Source organism: Paenibacillus ferrarius, from assembly GCF_002027705.1.
GTDB lineage: Bacteria > Bacillota > Bacilli > Paenibacillales > NBRC-103111 > Paenibacillus_E > Paenibacillus_E ferrarius.
In genome coordinates, this window is record NZ_MBTG01000019.1 from 84,810 (window position 1) to 104,500 (window position 19,691).

The 19,691-nt window shown below is 39.6% G+C and carries 21 protein-coding genes and 1 pseudogene; 17 read left to right on the forward strand and 5 right to left on the reverse strand.

Going from position 1 to position 19,691, the window contains the following annotated elements; genetic code table 11:
- Positions 1-36: 36 nt before the first annotated feature.
- Positions 37-288 (forward strand): helix-turn-helix domain-containing protein, encoded by a 252-nt coding sequence (locus BC351_RS20815; RefSeq protein WP_079414651.1) that lies wholly within the window; start codon positions 37-39, stop codon positions 286-288.
- 2 nt (positions 289-290) lie between these two features.
- Positions 291-1,214 carry a BsaWI family type II restriction enzyme gene (locus BC351_RS20820; protein ID WP_079414653.1) on the forward strand — a complete coding sequence of 308 codons (924 nt, stop codon included), beginning with the start codon at positions 291-293 and terminating at the stop codon, positions 1,212-1,214.
- An 11-nt stretch (positions 1,215-1,225) separates the two neighbouring features.
- Here the strand turns inward: BC351_RS20820 and BC351_RS20825 are convergent, their stop codons facing one another.
- Positions 1,226-2,776, reverse strand: coding sequence for a DNA cytosine methyltransferase (locus BC351_RS20825; RefSeq protein ID WP_079414655.1), 1,551 nt, complete (start codon positions 2,774-2,776; stop codon positions 1,226-1,228).
- A gap of 451 nt (positions 2,777-3,227) precedes the next feature.
- Here BC351_RS20825 and BC351_RS20830 point away from each other — a divergent pair, with 451 nt between their 5' ends.
- Positions 3,228-3,887 (forward strand): restriction endonuclease, encoded by a 660-nt coding sequence (locus tag BC351_RS20830; protein ID WP_079414656.1) that lies wholly within the window; start codon positions 3,228-3,230, stop codon positions 3,885-3,887.
- A 26-nt stretch (positions 3,888-3,913) separates the two neighbouring features.
- Complete coding sequence (locus BC351_RS20835; RefSeq protein WP_079414658.1) at positions 3,914-4,312, forward strand: hypothetical protein; 399 nt, start codon at positions 3,914-3,916, stop codon at positions 4,310-4,312.
- Positions 4,313-4,457: 145 nt separating this feature from the next.
- Here the strand turns inward: BC351_RS20835 and BC351_RS20840 are convergent, their stop codons facing one another.
- The gene (locus BC351_RS20840; RefSeq protein ID WP_079414659.1) at positions 4,458-4,790 is read right to left on the reverse strand and encodes a helix-turn-helix domain-containing protein; all 333 of its coding nucleotides are present in this window, start codon (positions 4,788-4,790) and stop codon (positions 4,458-4,460) included.
- A gap of 156 nt (positions 4,791-4,946) precedes the next feature.
- Between BC351_RS20840 and BC351_RS20845 the strand changes: the two genes are divergently transcribed.
- From BC351_RS20845 to BC351_RS20865, 4 genes and pseudogenes are all read left to right on the forward strand, one after another.
- Complete coding sequence (locus tag BC351_RS20845) at positions 4,947-5,177, forward strand: helix-turn-helix domain-containing protein (protein WP_079414661.1); 231 nt, start codon at positions 4,947-4,949, stop codon at positions 5,175-5,177.
- A 98-nt stretch (positions 5,178-5,275) separates the two neighbouring features.
- Positions 5,276-5,533 carry a hypothetical protein gene (locus BC351_RS20850; protein WP_079414662.1) on the forward strand — a complete coding sequence of 86 codons (258 nt, stop codon included), beginning with the start codon at positions 5,276-5,278 and terminating at the stop codon, positions 5,531-5,533.
- A gap of 250 nt (positions 5,534-5,783) precedes the next feature.
- A pseudogene (locus BC351_RS20855) lies at positions 5,784-6,145 on the forward strand (DUF7986 domain-containing protein).
- Positions 6,146-6,609: 464 nt separating this feature from the next.
- Positions 6,610-7,746, forward strand: a complete 1,137-nt coding sequence (locus BC351_RS20865) for an MORN repeat-containing protein (RefSeq protein ID WP_079414667.1) — start codon at positions 6,610-6,612, stop codon at positions 7,744-7,746.
- 92 nt (positions 7,747-7,838) lie between these two features.
- On the opposite strand, the gene BC351_RS20870 is transcribed toward BC351_RS20865, so the two are convergent.
- Positions 7,839-8,177, reverse strand: coding sequence for a hypothetical protein (locus tag BC351_RS20870; protein ID WP_079414669.1), 339 nt, complete (start codon positions 8,175-8,177; stop codon positions 7,839-7,841).
- A 212-nt stretch (positions 8,178-8,389) separates the two neighbouring features.
- Between BC351_RS20870 and BC351_RS20875 the strand changes: the two genes are divergently transcribed.
- From BC351_RS20875 to BC351_RS20890, 4 genes are all read left to right on the forward strand, one after another.
- Positions 8,390-8,740 carry a DUF805 domain-containing protein gene (locus BC351_RS20875; protein WP_079414670.1) on the forward strand — a complete coding sequence of 117 codons (351 nt, stop codon included), beginning with the start codon at positions 8,390-8,392 and terminating at the stop codon, positions 8,738-8,740.
- A gap of 359 nt (positions 8,741-9,099) precedes the next feature.
- The gene (locus BC351_RS20880; protein WP_079414672.1) at positions 9,100-9,885 is read left to right on the forward strand and encodes a zinc ribbon domain-containing protein; all 786 of its coding nucleotides are present in this window, start codon (positions 9,100-9,102) and stop codon (positions 9,883-9,885) included.
- Between the two features lie 238 nt (positions 9,886-10,123).
- On the forward strand, positions 10,124-10,357 hold the full coding sequence (locus tag BC351_RS20885; protein ID WP_079414673.1) for a hypothetical protein: 234 nt from the start codon (positions 10,124-10,126) through the stop codon (positions 10,355-10,357).
- Positions 10,358-10,684: 327 nt separating this feature from the next.
- On the forward strand, positions 10,685-12,772 hold the full coding sequence (locus BC351_RS20890) for a TerD family protein (protein WP_079414675.1): 2,088 nt from the start codon (positions 10,685-10,687) through the stop codon (positions 12,770-12,772).
- A 47-nt stretch (positions 12,773-12,819) separates the two neighbouring features.
- Here BC351_RS20890 and BC351_RS20895 read toward each other — a convergent pair whose 3' ends face one another.
- Complete coding sequence (locus tag BC351_RS20895) at positions 12,820-13,509, reverse strand: YHYH domain-containing protein (RefSeq protein WP_079414677.1); 690 nt, start codon at positions 13,507-13,509, stop codon at positions 12,820-12,822.
- 306 nt (positions 13,510-13,815) lie between these two features.
- Here BC351_RS20895 and BC351_RS20900 point away from each other — a divergent pair, with 306 nt between their 5' ends.
- The 4 genes from BC351_RS20900 (at position 13,816) to BC351_RS20915 (ending at position 17,420) form a co-directional block, all read left to right on the forward strand.
- Positions 13,816-15,078 carry a polysaccharide deacetylase family protein gene (locus tag BC351_RS20900; RefSeq protein ID WP_079414678.1) on the forward strand — a complete coding sequence of 421 codons (1,263 nt, stop codon included), beginning with the start codon at positions 13,816-13,818 and terminating at the stop codon, positions 15,076-15,078.
- A gap of 137 nt (positions 15,079-15,215) precedes the next feature.
- Positions 15,216-16,184, forward strand: a complete 969-nt coding sequence (locus tag BC351_RS20905; protein ID WP_079414680.1) for an aldo/keto reductase — start codon at positions 15,216-15,218, stop codon at positions 16,182-16,184.
- Between the two features lie 523 nt (positions 16,185-16,707).
- Positions 16,708-17,139 carry a hypothetical protein gene (locus BC351_RS20910; protein ID WP_079414681.1) on the forward strand — a complete coding sequence of 144 codons (432 nt, stop codon included), beginning with the start codon at positions 16,708-16,710 and terminating at the stop codon, positions 17,137-17,139.
- Positions 17,140-17,141: 2 nt separating this feature from the next.
- Positions 17,142-17,420 carry a DUF2653 family protein gene (locus tag BC351_RS20915; protein ID WP_079414683.1) on the forward strand — a complete coding sequence of 93 codons (279 nt, stop codon included), beginning with the start codon at positions 17,142-17,144 and terminating at the stop codon, positions 17,418-17,420.
- Between the two features lie 73 nt (positions 17,421-17,493).
- Here the strand turns inward: BC351_RS20915 and BC351_RS20920 are convergent, their stop codons facing one another.
- Positions 17,494-18,648: an epoxide hydrolase family protein gene (locus BC351_RS20920; RefSeq protein WP_079414684.1), complete on the reverse strand. Its 1,155-nt coding sequence runs from the start codon at positions 18,646-18,648 to the stop codon at positions 17,494-17,496.
- 168 nt (positions 18,649-18,816) lie between these two features.
- On the opposite strand from BC351_RS20920, the gene BC351_RS20925 reads away from it, so the two are divergent.
- Positions 18,817-19,671 carry an AraC family transcriptional regulator gene (locus BC351_RS20925; protein ID WP_079414686.1) on the forward strand — a complete coding sequence of 285 codons (855 nt, stop codon included), beginning with the start codon at positions 18,817-18,819 and terminating at the stop codon, positions 19,669-19,671.
- Positions 19,672-19,691: the final 20 nt, after the last annotated feature.

A 19,691-nucleotide genomic window follows, 5' to 3' on the forward strand; every position in this document is an offset into this window, starting at 1 on the left:
ATCCTTTATTTAGTAGTTGTATTGGGAGGTTAAACGTTGAATCAAACTAGTGAAAAAGAAAAATTAAAATGGTTTGGAGAAAACTTATACAATCTTCGCAAGGATCTTAAACTGACACAAGAGCAATTGGCGGGTCTAATTAACGTAAAGCAATCGACAGTATCTGAGATTGAAAATGGTCAAAGTAATGCAAAGCTAACTACTATTTGGAGTTTGGTTCATGTACTATCTGAACGTCATAATTCCCCATTAAATGTTGCAGAAAAATTATTCAAAGGGAGATTATAAAAATGTCATTCATGATTCAAGAAACTGCCATAAACGAATATAACAAGCTTATAGTAGATAAATTAGGTGTATTAACGAAAAAGCCAAGCAAGAGTAAGAGAGCATCTATGCGTCGTGAAACTATTTTTGCAACTTTTGAATCATTGTTGAATACATTTCCAAATGAAAATCCAGGCCAGATGTGGAGGATAGTTGAAAAAGCTCATGTGTACTCATATCTTCAAAGTGAAGGTGTAGATATGGATGTATTTGGTCTAAAATATAATATTAAACGAGAAATCTTAGAAGAATTATTTTTTGATGATGAATTGATAAGTTCATTTGAAAGTGCAAAACAAAGTTGGAAACGATCATCAGGTATTGCCTGGGAGAATTTCTTTGAGGGTACATTTGAGTCAGAAGATGATGAAATTAAGGTTGTCAACCCAAGAGATTTGAAAAAACTTCTTAAGGGAGAGCATATTAATAATAATGAAGGTTACCCAGCACCATTGCACTTTTTTGATAATGAACAAAAAAAATATTTTGAGTCACTTTTAAAGAAAAAGGATTTTGATTTATTTTTATTGTTTTATAGTACATACCATAGAAAATGGCGTTTGTTCGGTTTAATACAATGTAAAACTTCCATTAGAGATAGAATGAAAATAAATGCTTCAACGAGCAAAGATGCAATGAATAAGAATTTATGGTCAATATTACTAGCGCTTGACCCTGATTCTTATTTAAGAGGACAGTATTACGAAATGGCGAAGACAGACTGGCATGGAGTCTATTTTATGGAAAAAGAAGTTTCCGTTGATGATAACATAGTCAGAGCCCCCATAGATGAATTACAGTCCAAAATACTAAATCATGCAAATCAAGTATTACAAATAATTACGGATAAGCCAGAAGTAATTAATTCTAGTTGGAGACCTAATTAAAACAAGTTGCCTTAAATTAAGGCAACTTGTTTGGCAGGTTGTTCTTTTTTTTCAGTAATTTCAACTTCATTATATAAGAGATTTTGATTCTTAGGCTCAATAATTCCAGATAGTATATCAGCCAATCCAACAGCATCGATTTTCAATTTTTGTTTAAGGTCTGTTAGCTTTAAATTGTTGGAATAAATATATTTAATAATATTTTCTCTTAAGGGAGCGTATGTTGCATCTCTCATGTTAGATAAGTTATTCAAGATTTCTTTCGCTAATGCTGCTGACATGAGTGGTGGAACTGCATCTCCTATTTGCTGATAATAGTCTCTGCCTGTCCCTATTTCTTTTTCAGAATCTGGCTTATGTGGTTTTTGATTAGCGCCAGTAAAAATGTACCAGTCAGGGAAACCTTGGAGTCTAGCAACTTCTCTAGCGGTGAGATTTCGATTGAAATTAGGATGAACTAATTCTTCCCTGGCGTGAGAAGTAACGGTTCTAGAAGGAATATTTGCTGGAAGTTTTCTGTTTTTTTGAATAAATACACCTTTAGGTATAATCTTTTTATCAAGTAATTGTTGGAATTCATCAGTGGAGAGCTCATTACGTAATCTTGTAACAAGATCGCCTTGATTTTCGTCCTCTTGCAAAAGATTATATCTTTCAATAATTCTATTGCTATGATTTGGAATGTTAAATAATGTTAAGATATCTTTTTTGAAATTTACCCACGTAAATTTTCGATAGTCATATATCGAGTTTTCTATATTTCTACAGTATTTAGAGAAAGCGCCTGAGGGCTTTTTTTTGTATGTATCACAAAAATAAAAACCGGAATTATTAGTTTTTGAATTCTTGACTAAAAACTGATCTTCACCAACCTTTGTATCCTTAACTGAAGTAACTTTTGGTAAATCTTCAAAAGCCTCTTCAACTGTAACCCAACGTGGTAATGTAGTACCATGTTCAGAATGAGTAGGTTCAGGATAGGTTAATGGTAAAGAAGAGTCCTTGGTTGCAAGAATAAAAATTCTTTCTCTTGTTTGCGGTGTCCCATAATCTGCTGCTTTGAGAATTTTAAAGTTAATATAGAGAAAGCCCTCATTTTGCAAATCTTCTAGTAAACAATGAAAGACCTTTTTTTGACTAGTTTTTGATATAGATTTAGATAGGATATCATCTACATTCTCCATAATGAAATATTTAGCGTTTAGTTCAGAAGCAACGCGGATAAGTTGTTTGTAGTAATAATCTCTTTTATCACCATGTGTTCTTTTGGGGTTAGAAGTCGAGAAACTTCTACAAGGGGGCCCACCCATAACAATGTCAACGGAGTACTGCTCAGTTTTTTTGTAAACATACTCTCTTAACTCACTAATATCATCATCAGAAAAATTAGCTAAATCTTTTTTAATTACATTTGTATTGGGGAAGTTAGCTTTATAAGTATTTATGCTATCTTCCTCAAACTCATAGGCAACAAGTGTCTCAAATCCGGCTAAGTGAAAACCCAATGCTAGTCCACCAGGACCAGAAAATAATTCTACAATTGTTGGTTTGTTGTATGTCATTTAAACACCTCATTATTATTGCAAGTAACCCCATTATAACAAACGTTTGTTCGTTAATAAATAGCGAATATATGATATTGTTTATTATATATCAGTGTAGGGGTATTTGTAAGATGTATCATTTTTCTAAAAAATGGTTACTACTTAAAGTTAAAATGAAAATTATCCGAGAGAACATGCATGTGTTACTAGAATCTTATCCAGATAGGAGTTTATTGGGTAATTAAATGTAGGCTACTAGAGGTAGATAAAAATTATTTAATATCACAATTTCTGAAATTAATAGATTATTGTAGCTCCTTATAATTATAAGGGGCTTTTTCTACTGTATAACCTCTAGTTATTCAGTTATTTAGAATTAAAGGGAAAATCAGGAATATTGTCGAATATTGTATTGTTTTTATTGAAGTTTTGAGTCTTTATAATAATACTCTTTAAAGGTGGTTCTGCAATGGCAAGAACGTATTACGCGGAAGGAAGACAAGTAGCCTATATAATACGAGGATTAAGCGTTCTTACGGGTCTTTCAATCTTCTATTTCACTAGTTTAAAAGAAATCTGGTGGATGTTTTTTGTGATTATTTTTTCTTCTGTTCTGGTCGGTGAAATATTTGGTGCCCGATGGACGAAGAAAAGAAGAGCAGATAAGAAGGCTAGAAAGCAACAAAGAACTACGTCTCCTGTGAAGAGCTCTCCTAGCAATAGTAAAAAAGTATTGTCTGATAGTGAGCTACTTAAAGTTAATATTGATTCACTTTCGGGCACAGATTTCGAGAGATTAATGATGCTTTACTATAAAGATCAGGGTTATCAGGTAGAACGTATCGGTGGATCAGGGGATCATGAGGTTGATTTGATAATCAAAGGCAAAGAAGGCTACAAAATTGCCGTGCAATGCAAAAGATGGAAGAGAGATGTGGGGAACGATATTGTTCTAAGACTAAAGGCAGGGAAACAAGTTCACGGTTGCTATGATGCTTGGATTGTTACGACTAGTAATTATACAAGAGCGGCCAAAGAAGCAGCTGAAAAGCTTAATATCAAATTGATTAACGGTTTAATGTTGGAGGACAAATTAAAACGATGGAAAGCCCAAAAGGGTATATCTTAAAAACTTGAATGAAGAGAGATGACAGTATGAAAAGTAAGAAGCTCACGATTTCAACTTTTTTAGCCAGCGCTTTGGGACTGATTGTAATACTTAAAGCATTTATATATGTGCTTAAACATTTTGTGTTTCAAACCACTGGAGAAAATAGTTTGAAGGTCGATGAATCTGATTTAAATATTGCGTTTGTCGTAGTTGTCGTATTGCTGTTGATTAGGATTAGTTATGTTATTGTGAAACATAGAATTGTAAGAGCTAATCAAGTACAATACCCCAAAGCAATAGTTGAAGATACAGTAGAATCATTTGATTGTGCTGAATGTGGCAAAAGAGTCAGTGAAAAGGTTAGGGATTACTGCTTGGAACGTCCAAATAAGTTTGGAGGACAAGTTTACTGCTATGACCATCAGAAAACGATTAAGTTATAAAACCAAAAGAGCGACCTCGAGAACCAATTTGATGTCTAATTGCAAAATTGGCAAGGCATAATTTATAGATGGGCGGGTAATATGTTGGTTGGACGAAAAATAAAAATGCTTAAATAAAAATAAACGACATCTATTCAGATGTCGTTTATTTCCTCCTATTCAAACCCTTCCGATAAGCCTCAACAGCAGCCTGTGCCGCGGCACGGGCAATTTCCAGTTCTTCCTCCGTGTATTGATCAGCGCCTTGGAGTAAGGAACGGCCGACAGTAGATTGTTCTTGATCAGTCGCTCGCCCCAGTAAATAATCGACACTTACCTCGAAGTAATCGGCGATTTTCTCCATAATTTCAATGTCTGGTTTTCGTGCTCCGTTTTCATAACCAGATATCGTGGACTCTGCCAAATTGAATTTAGATCCTAACTCTTTCATGGTTAGACCAGTTTTCTTTCTAAGACTTCTTAGTCTTGTTCCGAACATATTCATCACCTAATTAGATTATACTTTGCACAATGCGCAATGTGAATTTATTTACCCTTAACTTCACGATATGCATTGACACTTCGCAATATGCATTGTAAAATCAAAATATAACTATGCGTATTGCATAGTTCGTAGGAATTCTGGAGGTGCTAAATGAATAGTTTAGTGAAAACAGCTAGGATATCTTCTCAGTTATCCATAGAGGATGCTGCAAGAAAGCTCAATATCTCTGCGGGATATCTATCTCAAATTGAAAATGGACATAGGCAGATTAGCTCAACTCGTGCTGAAGAGATTGCCAATTTATACAGAAAAAATAAGGATGATATTTTTTTACCTAGTCGCTATGCGATTCGCGAAGTTAATGGGCAAACTACTGCGTAGAGATTAAAGAATGATAAAAACAAAATTTTAGCCAGTCGGTGTGTCCAACCATTCTACTTATTTAGTCGTAGTTTTGCCTATCATCGGAGGTGAGCCACATGAACGATATCCTTGCCAAATACAATGAAACCATTAAAGAAGAACAAATACTCCTTCAAAGAATCAACGTGTGCAAAGAATTCATAGACATTATCCTAACCTACATCTCCGAGAAGGCAGATTCTATTCACATGCTTACAGCAGAGGATATTATTACTTCGGTTCATACCATAGGTCAGGATTTGGATACGGAATTACTCCATTTGAGGCTGGAGAAGGGGATTTTGGATAATAAGCTCAAAGGAGTAATGGATTAACAGGATCTTCACAACCTCTCAAGATGGGAGGTTTTTTTCTTTTTCACCGATTTCGTCAAATTTATTTAATAGAACAGATATTATGCGTAGCTCATAAAGAAGGGTTTTTCATAGTGATAAAAGAAGGATTATGTTAAGGTATCTAGCACCGCGGTTATTAAATGGTACTGAATTTAGAATGGAGGAATAATCGCGTTTCGCAGAAAACTATTCCTCAGAGAATCAGATCGAGAACGAATTGATAGCGGCAATGCTGCAATCAAGGGCCTCCTTATACGAGGTCATACACGTCGATAAGACGGAAGGGTGCTTATGCTAAATGACATTTTGAGTGACTCAGACGAGCCTATTAAAATCATTGACATTAGTTTAAGCAATAACACAATAAGCAGTCCCCTGATCTACACACGAGTGCTCGATCTTGAGGGATTTAGCATGACATCTGGTTTAGGATTTGTTTTTTCCATTGATCATAAAGATTATATTTTGAATCGAAGCCGGAAAATGCTTAAGAAACTGAAAAGCGGCGATACGTCGCTAGACAACTTTGTCACCTATTTTCATTTGAATCGTTCGGACGGGATTTTAACGAGGTTTGAGACTGTTAAGTGAGGCCATGAGCAGATGAAACATCTGGGAGTGTCTTGACTCTCCTTGGTGTATGGGAGGAAACTAATTTGAAAGTATATGTCTACTGCAATAAATGTGAATATAAAACTAAAGAGCATGACGAAATGCTCATGGCGATAGTAGAGGCCCTTCAGCATGGCGCAGTATACACTTATAAGCATAATAACGATAGATGCCCCCTATGCAAGGCTAAAAATTCATTAAAGCAATCAAAACAGTTGTTGTAAGATAGCGCAGCGATTCAATCACGAGATTAACAGAGTTTTCACAGCCTCTCAAGATGAGAGGTTTTTTGTTTTTTTGCTGAACAGAAAACGCCCCAATGATACTTTCAAAATCACCTTTAGTATGCTAACGTAGAAAAGAGGTCATTGTCTATGCAGGGAATCTATGTATTCGCATCGGGTAGATGAGATCCCAAATTAAATAATTTTTGAGGTGACATCATGAGAAATGTACTCGCTATTATGTTGTTAGGTTCTCTTCTTGCTATAAGTGGAACATTGGGCTACAAACTGTATGAGAAAATCACGGACAAGCCTGCCTACGTAAAGTCTGAACCATCGTCCTCCACACCTCCTGGTCAGAACGCTTCAACTGTCCTTGTCAATGAACCAGTGCCGGGCAGCACCTCCAAGGCTGGAGAGAATGGGGCAGCAACTGCCAGCATACCAGCGGCCACATCATCAGTGCCTGCCAAAGCGGATAAGCCTGGCGCTGCTGTGAAAGAAACGACGATCAAAATGTCTGATATAACATACAAATACATAGGTGAGGTAGTTAATGGCGTGGCGCATGGACAAGGGGCAGCTTATTACCCGAACGGACAAAAGCGTTATGAAGGTGAATTCGTGAATGGGAAAATCAATCTGGTCGGCAAAACATTTTTCAAAGACGGGAAACTGCGCTCAGAAGGAAAAAGGGTCAATGGAGTCATTCAGGACATAGGTTACAACGAGGATGGCAGCTTGTATTCAGAAATGACACGTCCAGAGAATAATAAATTGGGGGATGCCAAAATTTATGCTCCCGAAGGTTATCTACAATACGCTGGGCAGGTTACGCCAGATTCGGTCGTTCCTGAAGGAACAGGAATTGAATACCATGCGAATGGAAAAACAAGGTATACGGGCACGTTCAAGAACGGTGCATACAACGGAACGGGTACATTTATTTCCGACGATGAGCGGGATAAGTATGTAGGTCAGTTCACCTCTGGCGTCATGTCAGGGAAAGGCAAGTTCTATGAATACGGAACGCTTTATTATGATGGAGAGCATCAGGATGGTATTTACGAGGGGAAAGGCAAATTTTATATGAATGGCGCGATTGCCTACGACGGGGATTTCGTGAATGGAAATGCCAACGGAACCGGCAAGATGTACGATAATGGCAAGCTTGTGTATGATGGAGAAGTTGTAGAAAATATACCAACGGGCAACGGAACAAGCTACTTGGGAGGTACCGACCTGAAGATCAGCATCACGATACGGAATCCTGGCGTACAGCGGTCCTCCGGAGTATCTTCCTTTAACATGCCTCAGGGAGTCCGTATTCCGACAAAGGGTGATATATTGAAGTAACTTTTTTAGGCGGATTGACAGGACTCGATGGAAATTATTAAAGACAAAAAGGAGATTTGCATGTATGGATGCAGTCTCCTTTTTACTACTTATCAAACTTTCTCACTAAAGAATCTAAATTTGGTTCCAAATAAATAAAAAATTGGTGTTAATAAGTAAAGGTTGAATACACTTGGAATCTTAGCAACCCCAAAATATAAGCACAATGGCAATGTAATAATTGCAGCAATAATGGCTAACAGTTTCTTATTCATAAGAGAGAACAAAAGACTCACAATCGAAGGCAAGATGAGCAAGCAAGTAAGTGAAATAACATGTCCTAAATTTATCTCTTCTTGTTTGTAGGGATTGAAAAACAAAAAAATAATAGTCAGTATGATTGCATTTACTGTAGCAATGAGATTTAAATAATTGCTTATCTTATTCTTCATTGTGTTTTCTCCTTAGACAAAGATGAGAATAAATCAACAACTAAATAATAACATTTATACAATGAGATATAAAATTACGGGGAAAAATGTCGAATTTTACTGAAACTTTATAGAGAATTATGTAAAACTTTATCCTTTTTTAGTGAAAATGTTGTAAGATATAGTTGACGACAATTATTTCATCGTTTTTTTATGAATAAGGAGGACTAGAAATGGAATGGTATTTGAAGGTTTTAAAAAATTACGTAGGGTTTTCGGGCAGAGCGCGACGCAAGGAATACTGGATGTTTATGCTCTTTCATTTAATCGTTGTTGTAATTCTAGCGATCTTGGAAGCAATAACTGGGCTAAAATCAGTTTTAACTATTATCTATTCTTTGGCAATCTTATTGCCATCGCTAGCCCTCACTTTCCGGAGACTGCATGATACTGGAAGGAGCGCCTGGTGGATTTTCATTGGTTTAATCCCATTTGTCGGCTCTATTATTCTTATCGTATTTAACTGCCAAGATAGTCAGCCCAATGAGAACCAATACGGCCCGAATCCTAAGTTATTCGGATAACGGACTATATTGCTTGGTCCATTAGGAAATATTTAATCTATACAAAAAGAGCGACCTCGAGAAATTCGATGTTGCTCTTTTTGTATCAATTATTTGCGCGCAAGCACAATTGATCAATCACTGATAATTCTTTAATAAATCTAAAAATGATGTACATGAGTATTGAAGTCCCGCTATTCGACAGATTATAAAGTTTTCTTAATAAAATCGAAGGAAAATATTCCATGATTCGACATTTTATTTAACTTGTAATAGGTATAATAAATTATTGATCTGTAGGTTTTAATACTATCTGTCTAGATATGCCAGTTCAATTAGGTCTTTAGAATTAAAGAAAATAATAATAAAAGGGGATTAAAATGTTCTGTAATTCATGTGGAAAAGAAGTTATCAATGAAAGTAAATTTTGCAATTTCTGTGGTAATAAATTAATTGAAGATGATGTTTTGGGAAGTGATGAAAACAATGAAGTGGAAATAGTGCTTCAAACGAAAGAGCTAAATCAAGAAAAACTAGAAATTACTACGAAGAAAAGCAAAAAGAAAAAACTTATGATAGTAATTTTAATTTCTCTACTTGTCATTTTTGGCGCAGGGGGAGGTTATTGGTACTACTATAACTATCAACTCCAACAAAAGGAGCTTAAAGCGCAGCAGCAACAAAAGCAGCTACAGGAATATAAACATAGTCTCGGCACAGCGACATTAAACATTGTTGGTTATACCGTAATTGCTGCCCAAATCTGCGATGCTTATTCAAAGGTGTGGAAGGAATCGATTGATTCCAGATACGGGATTACTACCGTTAATGGGAAAAAGGCTTATGACTTTAATGAGGCTCTTAAATATAAGCGTGAAGAGTTAAAAAGTTCAATTACAAAGTTAGATGAAAAGAAAGAAGAAACGGATAGATTAATGCAGTCTCTGAATAATCCGCCAGCAGAGTATCAAAAAGCATATGATGTTTTAGTACAACTATATACATTGTTCACTGATTTTGTATCACAAGCAGATTCTCCAACTGGAAGTTTGCTTACATTTAATCAAAAAGTAAATCAATTATCTTCTGATATTGGCAAAAAAGTGAACGAATTTAAAATATTACTTCCTAGCTTTGATATAAATCAGTTATCACAAGTCAAGTGATTGAGTGAATTGTCATTACCAACGGTAATTCAATTTTGAAAGAGCTTTGTCATCCAAGAAGATGCTACAGATTTAAGCTAAGTAGTATATAATTGCGTGAAAAAAACCTGGAAATGAATTTCTAGGTTTTTTTGGTTCCTTTACTGTTAAACTCGTTATCCTCATTAAGACAGAATGTTTGGAACTTTAAAACGTGTGGTATAATGAAAATATATAAAATTGCATTGGAGGGATAGCCTTGATCCCCAAAAAAATTGATTTTCAGACGGCAAGTGCAATTAAATTAATGCTTCAAAAACTAAATATAAATAATGCCCGAGTACTTATTGATCTTGATAAGCAAACAGTTGAAGCCCAAGATGATGATTATTCTGTAGATGATCTTCTTGAGGCAGCTGGGATGTTATCTCCTGAAAGAGGCAAAGAACTACTCGACGAAGTGAAAAGATCTCGCGAGGATTGGGATTCATGAGCCGAGGTTATTTGCTTGACACGAATATTGCAATTGCGAGCCCACTTTAACCTCCCCCGAATTAAGCCGGCGGTGGTTTTTTTGTTTTGCCAAGTTGACTGTTCGCCATACTTCCACCATGTTCACCCCCTCCAAACTATGGGATGATAACGTTACTTCAGGCTATTGCCGTCCTTCCTTCTACAACTACCCGGATCTTAGGGCAGCAGCTTTCCAGAAGTGACAACGAATCAGGCTATTGCCTCTCTTCCTTCTCAATCATTGGTCGATATAGAGAGGCAAGTTTCCTGATTGTATCCAGAATTTATGAGGAGGCGTTATGCCGCAATGAGAAATACCATTTATCTAAGAAGAAATAGGAAGATCATGGTGCATCCTGGTCATAACCGTCTTCCTCTCACATACATCGCAACAGCAATGAAAAATGTAGAGTACTTAGGATTTACCTTTTCAAAAAAGCTGGTAGACGTTCTTCAAACGTTGTCGGTTGATGAGTTTCTAAGCATGTATCATCCGTTGGTGGAGGATTTGAAGTCGCTGGTAGGGGCGAATGTCGTGTTCCGGCCGATGTATCCCAATTTCCCGCAACAAGTGATGATGGCAAGTGAAGCAGAGCTTTATTTGCAAGCGATCCATCATTATTTAACGCTGAAACTGCCCGAGCATGCTGCGCTGGAGAGATTACCTCTGCTGGATCAGGTTGATTTGGAGATGATTGATCTAGGTAGTATGGAAGATTTTGATCAGGTCATTCGGAATCTAATTGGAGCGAAAAGTTCAATATCCGAGGCGGACAAGGAAGATATTCAGTGGGTTATCGCTTCTTATGAGGATTTGAGTACGGTACTGCCGGACGAGATTCCTTTAAAAGAAAATGTGGGATTCGTCGTGGCCGCGCTTCTTAAGTATGAGAAGGCCGACATTAAACTCATCGGAAAATATATGAAAACAGCAACGGATATCTTGCGATTAGCGGCTGCGCTGTCGGACGGGGATGTAAGCCTTGCAACGAATACGAAGTTCCGCAAGTTCAGGCGCCCAGAAAGGCGGTTGCTGCTGGAGTTGCTTGAGCAATGCGGGAACAAGGTTGAGGATATGCTGCGCTACAAAAATCGCTGGACTCGCCTCGGAGAAATTCTGCATCCGGCTGAATACAAGCATAAATATGACGGCTGCAAAGCAGCTTTTGACACCCTGCGCAATAATAAACCCTATGCAACGTTCGGTGGCAAAATTGAGCATGCGCTTCGCCAGATGGATGCAGGCTTGGCAGCGGATCTATTGAAGAGTCGCGCCGGCGAGTTCGCCAGACGACTGGATCATTTGCTCAGGATCAGTGAGAATGCCCTTCCTATGGTTGAGAAGTTCACGGAAATTGCCGCGGATGTGTCAACGCCAGTGCTGCTGCAAGTGATGGCACATTTTCAGCATAGGAATGAAAGGCATGAACTGCGGACATTTTTCCCAAAAGGGAATGTAGGTAAAGCTGTAGCGATCCAGAACACGCTGCCCGATATTGAAGCCGAAACGTGTGAGGCGATTGTACACATATGCCAAAATACGTTAATAAAGCGATTCTCCGAACTTCCCGCGCTGGGGGATGTGTATGTCGATGAGAGGTTGAGGCGGTATGTGATGCCTTTTGCTCAAAGGTCGGCGAGTAAGGCACTTCGTACCCTCGTTCGCGGCAGTCGGCTGGAGATGCCGGAAGGGGACACGATCCGCTTTTTCTTATGGTGGAAGGAAGGAATCGTTAACGGCAAGCATACAGGAAGAGTGGATATTGACCTCTCGGCTGTGATGTATGATGAGAAGTGGCAGTATGTCGAGCATATCTCCTACACGAATCTGCGTTCCGATCGATATAAAGCGGCTCACAGCGGAGATATTACCTCGGCTCCTCATGGCGCTTGTGAATTCATTGATATGGATATTCCATCTATTGTGAAATATGGTGGGCGCTACATTGTCGCTTCGCTGAATTCGTTCACGGAGCAGCCTTACTGTGAGCTGCCGGAATGTTTTGCTGGGTGGATGATGAGGAAGTATCCGAGTTCGGGGGAGATTTTTGAGCCTTCGACGGTGGTGGATCGCATTGATCTTGCCGCAGATACGAGGATTGCGATTCCCGTTATTATGGATTTGGTGGAGCGGGAGATCATCTGGTGCGACTTAGCCCTGAAGAAGCATCCTCACTACTACAACAATGTAGAGGAAAATCAAAAAGGGATGGTAGTAATGGGCAAAGCCATGACCTCCTTGAAAAAGCCTAACTTGTATGATTTGTTCATGCTGCATGCCGTGGCTAGAGGGCGAGTCGTGGAGCGTGCGGATGGTGCGCAGACGGTGTTTTCTGTGCATGAAGGGATTACTCCTTTTGATGTGGGTCGGATTATGGCGGAGTTTATTGCTTGAATGTAAAAGAAGGAGCCTGCAGGCTTGCGGGCTCTTTCTTTGTTGTTCTATTTTGAAATATAAAAAGCATTATTCTCAAGCTTGATGGTTAAACCTAACTCATCCACGGCATAGTGCCAGGTCATTGGGAAATAAGTAACATCATTTAATACTAATAAAGGGTATTCTTCGGCATTATTATCAATCCAGACGTCGTTTACATAAATATTGAAATCGGGTTTACTGGCATACAAGTTTGCGCTTGTTGAGCCGTTATCTAGCTCAAGTTTACCGGCTTTGTTGGACGTTTTGCGAATAACGAATCCCGCGTCTGCATCCCAAACGGTTTCTAAGGCCAGCGCCTGAGTAAATTTAAAAGTCATAGGGAAATAAGTAATATCCTTATAAGCGATGACGGGGTATTTCAAGGACGAATTAGGTATGGAAGTCCCATTAACATAGATACTGTAGGTTGGCTTACTAACTTTGACTTGTCCGCTAGGGATAGTTTCGACGGGTTCTGCTGGTTTATTATTTGAAGTCGATCCCCCAGATGAAGAACCGCCACTGCCGCTGCCCGATGAAGATCCACCGTTGTGATAATGATATCCCGTACACAAGCCCTTAGCCTTAGAGGCTGCCGAACAATTATGACCTCCATTGGCATCTGTTCTGCCTGAATGGGCATAAACGGATTGTGATACAGATAAGGTAATCATGAATGATAATAACGTTAGTCCAATTTTTTTGAACTTCATTTCCCTTGTCATCCCCTAAAAATAGTAGTATTTTCCTATATGATCTTATCAGAGATTGCTAGGATGATCAAATATAGGTATAAAGATTTAATCATCCCTTTATTTACCACATATATAAAATCTGTTATCCTAGTGTATTGCGGCTAATATATACCGAGATGCGAACTCAAAAGTATGTTTAATTGAGTTCAATCTTGACACAAAACGAATATACTTACGATGCTCCCACAGTATTTTGTTAAGAGTTTGTGGCATGCGATCGACGATAGATTACAGTCTGGGTGAATAGGCAGGAGATTCTCAATTATGTTTAAAAAAATTAGTTTTCTTACGCTGTTAATATTATTTTGTTTCTTACAATCCTCTTGCAGTACAAGGATCAGTTCAGAAAAAAATAGTGGGAACAGTGCTAACCTTCCTTCAGAAACTCTGAACGGTACGACTAAACCCATAAATCCGGAACCTCAACAGGAGTCTCCAATGCCCAAAAATGAGGTGCCTATTATTCTGGAGAACTCAGCAGGAGGGGTCAAACAAGCATACTTAGAAATAAAGAAAGAAAGCTATATTGATACAAAAGCAAACGTTGAAATAAAATTCCCTCAAATTACAAATATAAAGGATACCAGTAAACAACAAGTAATTAACTCTTTAATAAGAGAAGAAGCGATGCAGCTTTTAAAGCAGTATAAAAATGGGGAAGTAGAGTTATCTTCATTAAATATTGATTATAGTATCAAACTAAATAGGGAAAAAATGATTAGCATTCAATATACGGGAATTACCAATTTCAAAAATGCGGCTCATCCTTATAATTTGTTTTTTGTTACTAATATTAATGTCAATAAAGGGACTGTTATTAAGTTATTCGATATTATACATGTAGATAAAAAGTTTATGGAGTTTTTCCAAACAGGTACATTTCAATCGGTAAGTCCAATTTATCAAGAGGGATATTTGGAGAAATATTCGATAACTGAATTGCTGGAAACATTTAAAAATGCCAATTTTTATTTCACAGATGAGGCTTTAGGAATTAGCTTAGGTGTTCCATATGCAATGGGAGATCATGCCGAGTTCGAAATTAAATATAAGAATATCACGAGCAGTATGAAGTCGGTAAATGAGATATGGAATGGAATTTCCGACTCTGATTCATCAGGATCTTCGAATGATGCAAAAGTACCATTGGTCTATACAAATAAAAAATTAGGGTTTCAAATCACATTCCCTCAAGCATGGGCTGGCAAATATATAACAGAAGAACTAGATACAGGGACAATAGTATGGTATCAACCTAAATCAAAAAATGTAGAGAAAGCTAAGTTGTTTCAAATAAGTATCTGGGGTTCTGAAAAAGAGTGGAATGAATGGTGGGATCATGGAGGGAAAGATCAACCAGTTCCATTCAAAAAACTTGCAGTTGTTAATGGGAACGTTCTCGTTAAAGAGAACCCGACCGAAGCCATTTATCAGGGGGAAACTGATGCTCAAGAGGACTCCAAAGAATACGATAAAATGTTGTTGGATGTTCGGAGCATTATAAGTACCTTTAAAGAACTGAATTAGTATTGGTCGTTTTCGTTCGTATTTTCCCCACTACTTACGCCAAAGTTACTAACTGACAACTTTTTCAGTTCTTATGCAGATTTTGGTTTCCCTGTATAATAGCAGTGAAACCAAAGTTGATCGATGGAGGCTGAGCAATGCACATTAGAACTCTTGGGAAAACAGGGTTGAAGATATCGGAAATCGGGTACGGGGCATGGGGGATTGGCAAAACGGCTTGGATCGGTGCATCCGATGACGAGTCGATTGAGGCGCTGAATCGTTCCATTGAGCTTGGGCTGAACTTTATTGATACTGCGCTGGGCTATGGAGATGGCCACAGTGAAAGACTTGTCGGGCAAGTGGTGAGGGCACACAATAAGCCGATCTATGTTGCGACGAAGATCCCTCCTATCAACCGTCAATGGCCTGCGCGGGACGGGGTGCCGGTGGCTGAGGCGTTCACAGCGGAGCATGTCATTGCTAGCACGGAACAAAGCCTGCGCAACTTGGGCTTGGATACCATAGATGTCCAACAGTTTCATGTTTGGTCGGACGAGTGGGTGGGTCAAGGAGATTGGCTGGAAGGGATTCGCAAGCTCAAAGAGCAAGGAAAGATTCGCCATTTTGGCATCTCGATTAATGATCATCAATCGAACAACGGGATTAAGCTGATTGAATCAGGGCTTGTTGATACGGTGCAGGTGATTTATAACATTTTCGAGCAAAGCCCAGAAGATCAATTGCTCCCTGCCTGCGTCGAGCATAATGTTGGCGTTATTGTCCGAGTTTCGCTGGATGAAGGCGGCTTGACGGGCCGGATTACGCCTGACACGACATTCAATGAAGGTGACTTCCGCAATACCTATTTCCAAGGCGACCGCAAGCAGCAGGTGTATGATCGCGTTCAGAAGATCGCTTCTGATCTGGATATCGCTGTTGAGCAAATGCCGGAAATCGCTCTGCGATATGTGCTCAGCCATCCTGCTGTTTCAACGGTCATTCCAGGTATGCGTTCCGTTCGGAATGTAGAGAACAATATGCGCGTTGGCGACGGACAAGGATTGACCCAGGAGCAGCTTGCGAAGTTGAAGCCGCATCGCTGGATTCGGAATTTCTATAGATAAAAAAGGCGGCTGTGCCATAAGCCAAATTTAGTGATCAGATCCGTTCACCCAAGTGTAAAAGCCTGTGAAAATACAGGAATTCCCGGGTGAATTCGGTTAAAAAGCGGAAATGCCTGCAATTGTGCAGGCATTTTTATCTTTTTCGGCCGCTCATCCAGAAAAAGCCTCAAAAACCTGCACATACGCAGGAATTTAACAGTTGAGGCTATTCCATGAGCAAAAAAGATGCATAATTGCAGGTTTAGACAAAGCAGCTGGAGCTAGAGCTTGGAGGAGGCAGGAGGCTCATCAAGTGATTATCAGAAGTTACATTCATTACGCATGAAAGAAGATCACACGCAGAACGGCCAGAACAGCCAGTTTATGTCAGGTTACCATGTACAAATCCGAGCTGTCGCTAATCGCGAAGTAAAAGTAAGTTTGGAATAGGCATCAATACTGAAACCAAATCTAGGCTCAGACGTATAGAATAAGACGAAAGTGATAAAACTTTCATATTAACTTACGTGGAGGTCATGACATCATGTTCAAGAAATTAGTAATGCTGATTATGGCAAGTATGCTGGTGTTCTCTTTTACGGTGCCAACACTTGTAGAAGCGAAGTCTTCTTATAAAGCACCTCGCAAAAGCTACACACCGACAGAACAACAAAAGGCGCCTGCTAGCAACGCTACCAAAAATGAGCCTAGCAATTCGGCAACCAAAACACCTGGCGCTGCAACACCAAGCACGAAACCTGGCTTTTTCAGCGGTGGATTGATGAAAGGGCTGCTTATCGGGGGAATGGCGGGTCTCCTGTTTGGAGGCTTATTTGGCGGAATGGGAGCACTAGGTAATATACTTGGCTTGTTAGTGAACGTGCTTGCTGTGGTTGCCTTGATTGCTGTTGTTGTGAAGGTGATCTCTTTCTTCAGACAAAGAAAGAAGACTAATCAGGATAATCCGAGGTACTAAGCATGCGTTTAACGGAACAAGAAATCGTGAATGCTGTCTGTTTGAATATGGCGGAACGCAAAGCTCTTAAGCCGAATGAGGTTGACGTTGAGCTGATGTGGGATGAGGACTTAGGCTTCTCTGCGGAAGTATTTGCCGGAGGACGCTCCCAAATTCTGACGGAAGGCAACCTGTTCGAAGCCATAACGCAATATTTGTTTAATCAATACCAGATGAGGGTTTTCCGGGATCAAATGCGATTCATTTTGGATGAAGAGATCATCGCTGAAATCACGGAATAATCCACTTATGTAAAAGGCGGCCAATCCTTGAGGGGATTAGCCGCTTTTTTGCATAGCGTTGTCAACCCGTCCATTAATATATTGTTCTAAAGGGTCTGTAAAATTCGCGAATGTCCTTAACCAGCAATTCCGGCTCTTCCAGAGCAGTAAAATGGCCACCGCGGGGCATTGTATTCCAGCTAGTTATATTCAAGTTGCGTACAGCCCATTCCTTGGGTGGCAATAATATATCTGCCGGGAAAAGAGCGACGGCTGTAGGTACCTCTATGCGGCCCAGAGGCGGCAAAGAATGCGAATTCTCATAATACATACGTGATGTTGATCCTATAGTATTGGTAACCCAATAAATCATAATATGCGTGAGCAGCTCATCCTCGCTGAATCGTTGCCGCAGGTCTCCTTTGCAGTCGCTCCATGCACGGAATTTCTCAATCATCCAGCCAGCTAGACCTGCTGGCGAGTCGGACAGTCCGTAGGCAAGAGTCTGAGGTCTCGTAGATTGAATGGAGATATAGCCACCTTCAAGGGCAAGCCATTCCTGAGCATTCTTCTTATATTGCAGTTCTTCTTCTGAGAGCTTCGCCGGATCTTGCGCGGTCATGAGATCTCTAATGATCCCGATATCCGTTAAGTGGATTCCGACAAGCAGTTCCGGATGATTTGCCGCAAGATATCTGGTAACGCCAGAGCCAATATCCCCGCCTGCAGCAGCGAATTTGTTAAGCCCAAGTTCTTGTGTCATTAGTTTAGCCCACATCTCGGAGACATAAGAATTGTTGACGCCACGATGGTCAGGACAGCTAGAGAAGCCAAATCCCGGAAGCGAAGGGACAATGACATCAAAAGCATCCTCAGGGTTACCACCGTGGGCAGCGGGATCAGTAAGCAAAGGGATAATCTTCTGGTAACGCAGGTAACTGTCCGGCCATCCGTGGGTAAGGATAATGGGCAACGGATGAGGTCCTTTGCCGCGCTCATGCACGAAGTGAACATCGATCCCGTCAATATGACTGCGAAATTGAGAAAAGCGGTTTAATTTCGCTTCTTGAACACGCCAGTCGAAATGGTCTCGCCAATAGGCAACTAGCGATTTCAAATAACTTAATTCAGTGCCGTGTTCCCAAGCGGAGTCTTCTAATTGATCAGGCCAGCGGACGTGATTCAGTCTATATTGTAAATCGTCAAGCACTTCATCGGATACCTGGATTTGGAAACGTTCAACAGTCATAATGAGTTCCTCCCACTAATCTTAATGGTTCGATTTTGACAGTTTTGAGCGGCTGTCGTGGAAAATGCGGTCTATACATCGGTTCACAATCACATTATAACCTTTGGATTTGTATGCTACACTGGTATAAGTGAAGCAACCAACTATACTATTTGATAGGTGAACAAAATGCCGCAAATCGACCGACACAAAGATCGTATGGTGAAAATAGAATTCGTCGCAGTGGAGGATTTCAGTGTTCTTCCTTATCCTGAACGGTATACGCTGACTTATATTACGTCAGGAAGTATAAATGGGTTATTGAATGAACGTCCAATATCCATTAGCGCTCCTGGTGTCCTTTGCTTGGCTAAGGACGATAAATTGCAAGTGAATGAAAAGATGAATGTATCTGCTCAATCTTTTAGTTTCCATCCCGAATTTCTTAACACCACTACTCTTGCCGAAACGAAGGATTATTTCCCCGCAGCACCTAGCATTCAAACAGGGCTTTCCCTTTTTCAAAGGGACCATTTGTATACGGGTGTACCTCGTGTAACCGAGAAAGCATACCCCCTATTGTTTGAATGGTTTTTCATACTTGGCACCGAAGTGCAGGCGCAAAGTGATGGACGCTGGGTATGCAGAATCAAAAAGTATCTCATTCAAATTCTAGGCTTGATGGAGGAATTAATTCAAAATAGCGAGCATTCGCCTGTCGATACAGTATTAGATTATATACACACGAATTATTCGCGAAAGATTTCATTAAACGATTTGACGAATTGTGCGTATTTGAACCGTGTGACTCTGAATAAATTGTTTCAGGAGAGATGTGGACAAACAGCAATTGGTTACTTGCTTACCCATCGCTTGAAGGTTGCTAGCGACCTTCTGACACATACGGATATGAGCATTAATGATATTGCGCGTTCCACTGGATTCGAGTACGACACCTACTTTATTAAACAATTTACAGCTAGAAAAGGGATGTCGCCTACAACTTATCGAATTACATCCCGCAAGTTTGGTACGGCCCAATAACATCAGGCTTGCTTTGTCAA

What these genes read in the sequence shown, in the direction of transcription:
- BC351_RS20850 (WP_079414662.1), top strand. Translation starts at nt 5,276, where the DNA reads ATGAACGATATCCTTGCCAAATACAATGAAACCATTAAAGAAGAACAA.
- BC351_RS20895 (WP_079414677.1), bottom strand. Translation starts at nt 13,509, where the DNA reads ATGAAGTTCAAAAAAATTGGACTAACGTTATTATCATTCATGATTACC.
- BC351_RS20820 (WP_079414653.1), top strand. Translation starts at nt 291, where the DNA reads ATGTCATTCATGATTCAAGAAACTGCCATAAACGAATATAACAAGCTT.
- BC351_RS20845 (WP_079414661.1), top strand. Translation starts at nt 4,947, where the DNA reads ATGAATAGTTTAGTGAAAACAGCTAGGATATCTTCTCAGTTATCCATA.
- BC351_RS20890 (WP_079414675.1), top strand. Translation starts at nt 10,685, where the DNA reads ATGAGAAATACCATTTATCTAAGAAGAAATAGGAAGATCATGGTGCAT.
- BC351_RS20880 (WP_079414672.1), top strand. Translation starts at nt 9,100, where the DNA reads ATGTTCTGTAATTCATGTGGAAAAGAAGTTATCAATGAAAGTAAATTT.
- BC351_RS20905 (WP_079414680.1), top strand. Translation starts at nt 15,216, where the DNA reads ATGCACATTAGAACTCTTGGGAAAACAGGGTTGAAGATATCGGAAATC.
- BC351_RS20910 (WP_079414681.1), top strand. Translation starts at nt 16,708, where the DNA reads ATGTTCAAGAAATTAGTAATGCTGATTATGGCAAGTATGCTGGTGTTC.
- BC351_RS20830 (WP_079414656.1), top strand. Translation starts at nt 3,228, where the DNA reads ATGGCAAGAACGTATTACGCGGAAGGAAGACAAGTAGCCTATATAATA.
- BC351_RS20865 (WP_079414667.1), top strand. Translation starts at nt 6,610, where the DNA reads ATGAGAAATGTACTCGCTATTATGTTGTTAGGTTCTCTTCTTGCTATA.
- BC351_RS20925 (WP_079414686.1), top strand. Translation starts at nt 18,817, where the DNA reads ATGCCGCAAATCGACCGACACAAAGATCGTATGGTGAAAATAGAATTC.
- BC351_RS20870 (WP_079414669.1), bottom strand. Translation starts at nt 8,177, where the DNA reads ATGAAGAATAAGATAAGCAATTATTTAAATCTCATTGCTACAGTAAAT.
- BC351_RS20900 (WP_079414678.1), top strand. Translation starts at nt 13,816, where the DNA reads ATGTTTAAAAAAATTAGTTTTCTTACGCTGTTAATATTATTTTGTTTC.
- BC351_RS20920 (WP_079414684.1), bottom strand. Translation starts at nt 18,648, where the DNA reads ATGACTGTTGAACGTTTCCAAATCCAGGTATCCGATGAAGTGCTTGAC.
- BC351_RS20915 (WP_079414683.1), top strand. Translation starts at nt 17,142, where the DNA reads ATGCGTTTAACGGAACAAGAAATCGTGAATGCTGTCTGTTTGAATATG.
- BC351_RS20825 (WP_079414655.1), bottom strand. Translation starts at nt 2,776, where the DNA reads ATGACATACAACAAACCAACAATTGTAGAATTATTTTCTGGTCCTGGT.
- BC351_RS20840 (WP_079414659.1), bottom strand. Translation starts at nt 4,790, where the DNA reads ATGTTCGGAACAAGACTAAGAAGTCTTAGAAAGAAAACTGGTCTAACC.
- BC351_RS20875 (WP_079414670.1), top strand. Translation starts at nt 8,390, where the DNA reads ATGGAATGGTATTTGAAGGTTTTAAAAAATTACGTAGGGTTTTCGGGC.
- BC351_RS20835 (WP_079414658.1), top strand. Translation starts at nt 3,914, where the DNA reads ATGAAAAGTAAGAAGCTCACGATTTCAACTTTTTTAGCCAGCGCTTTG.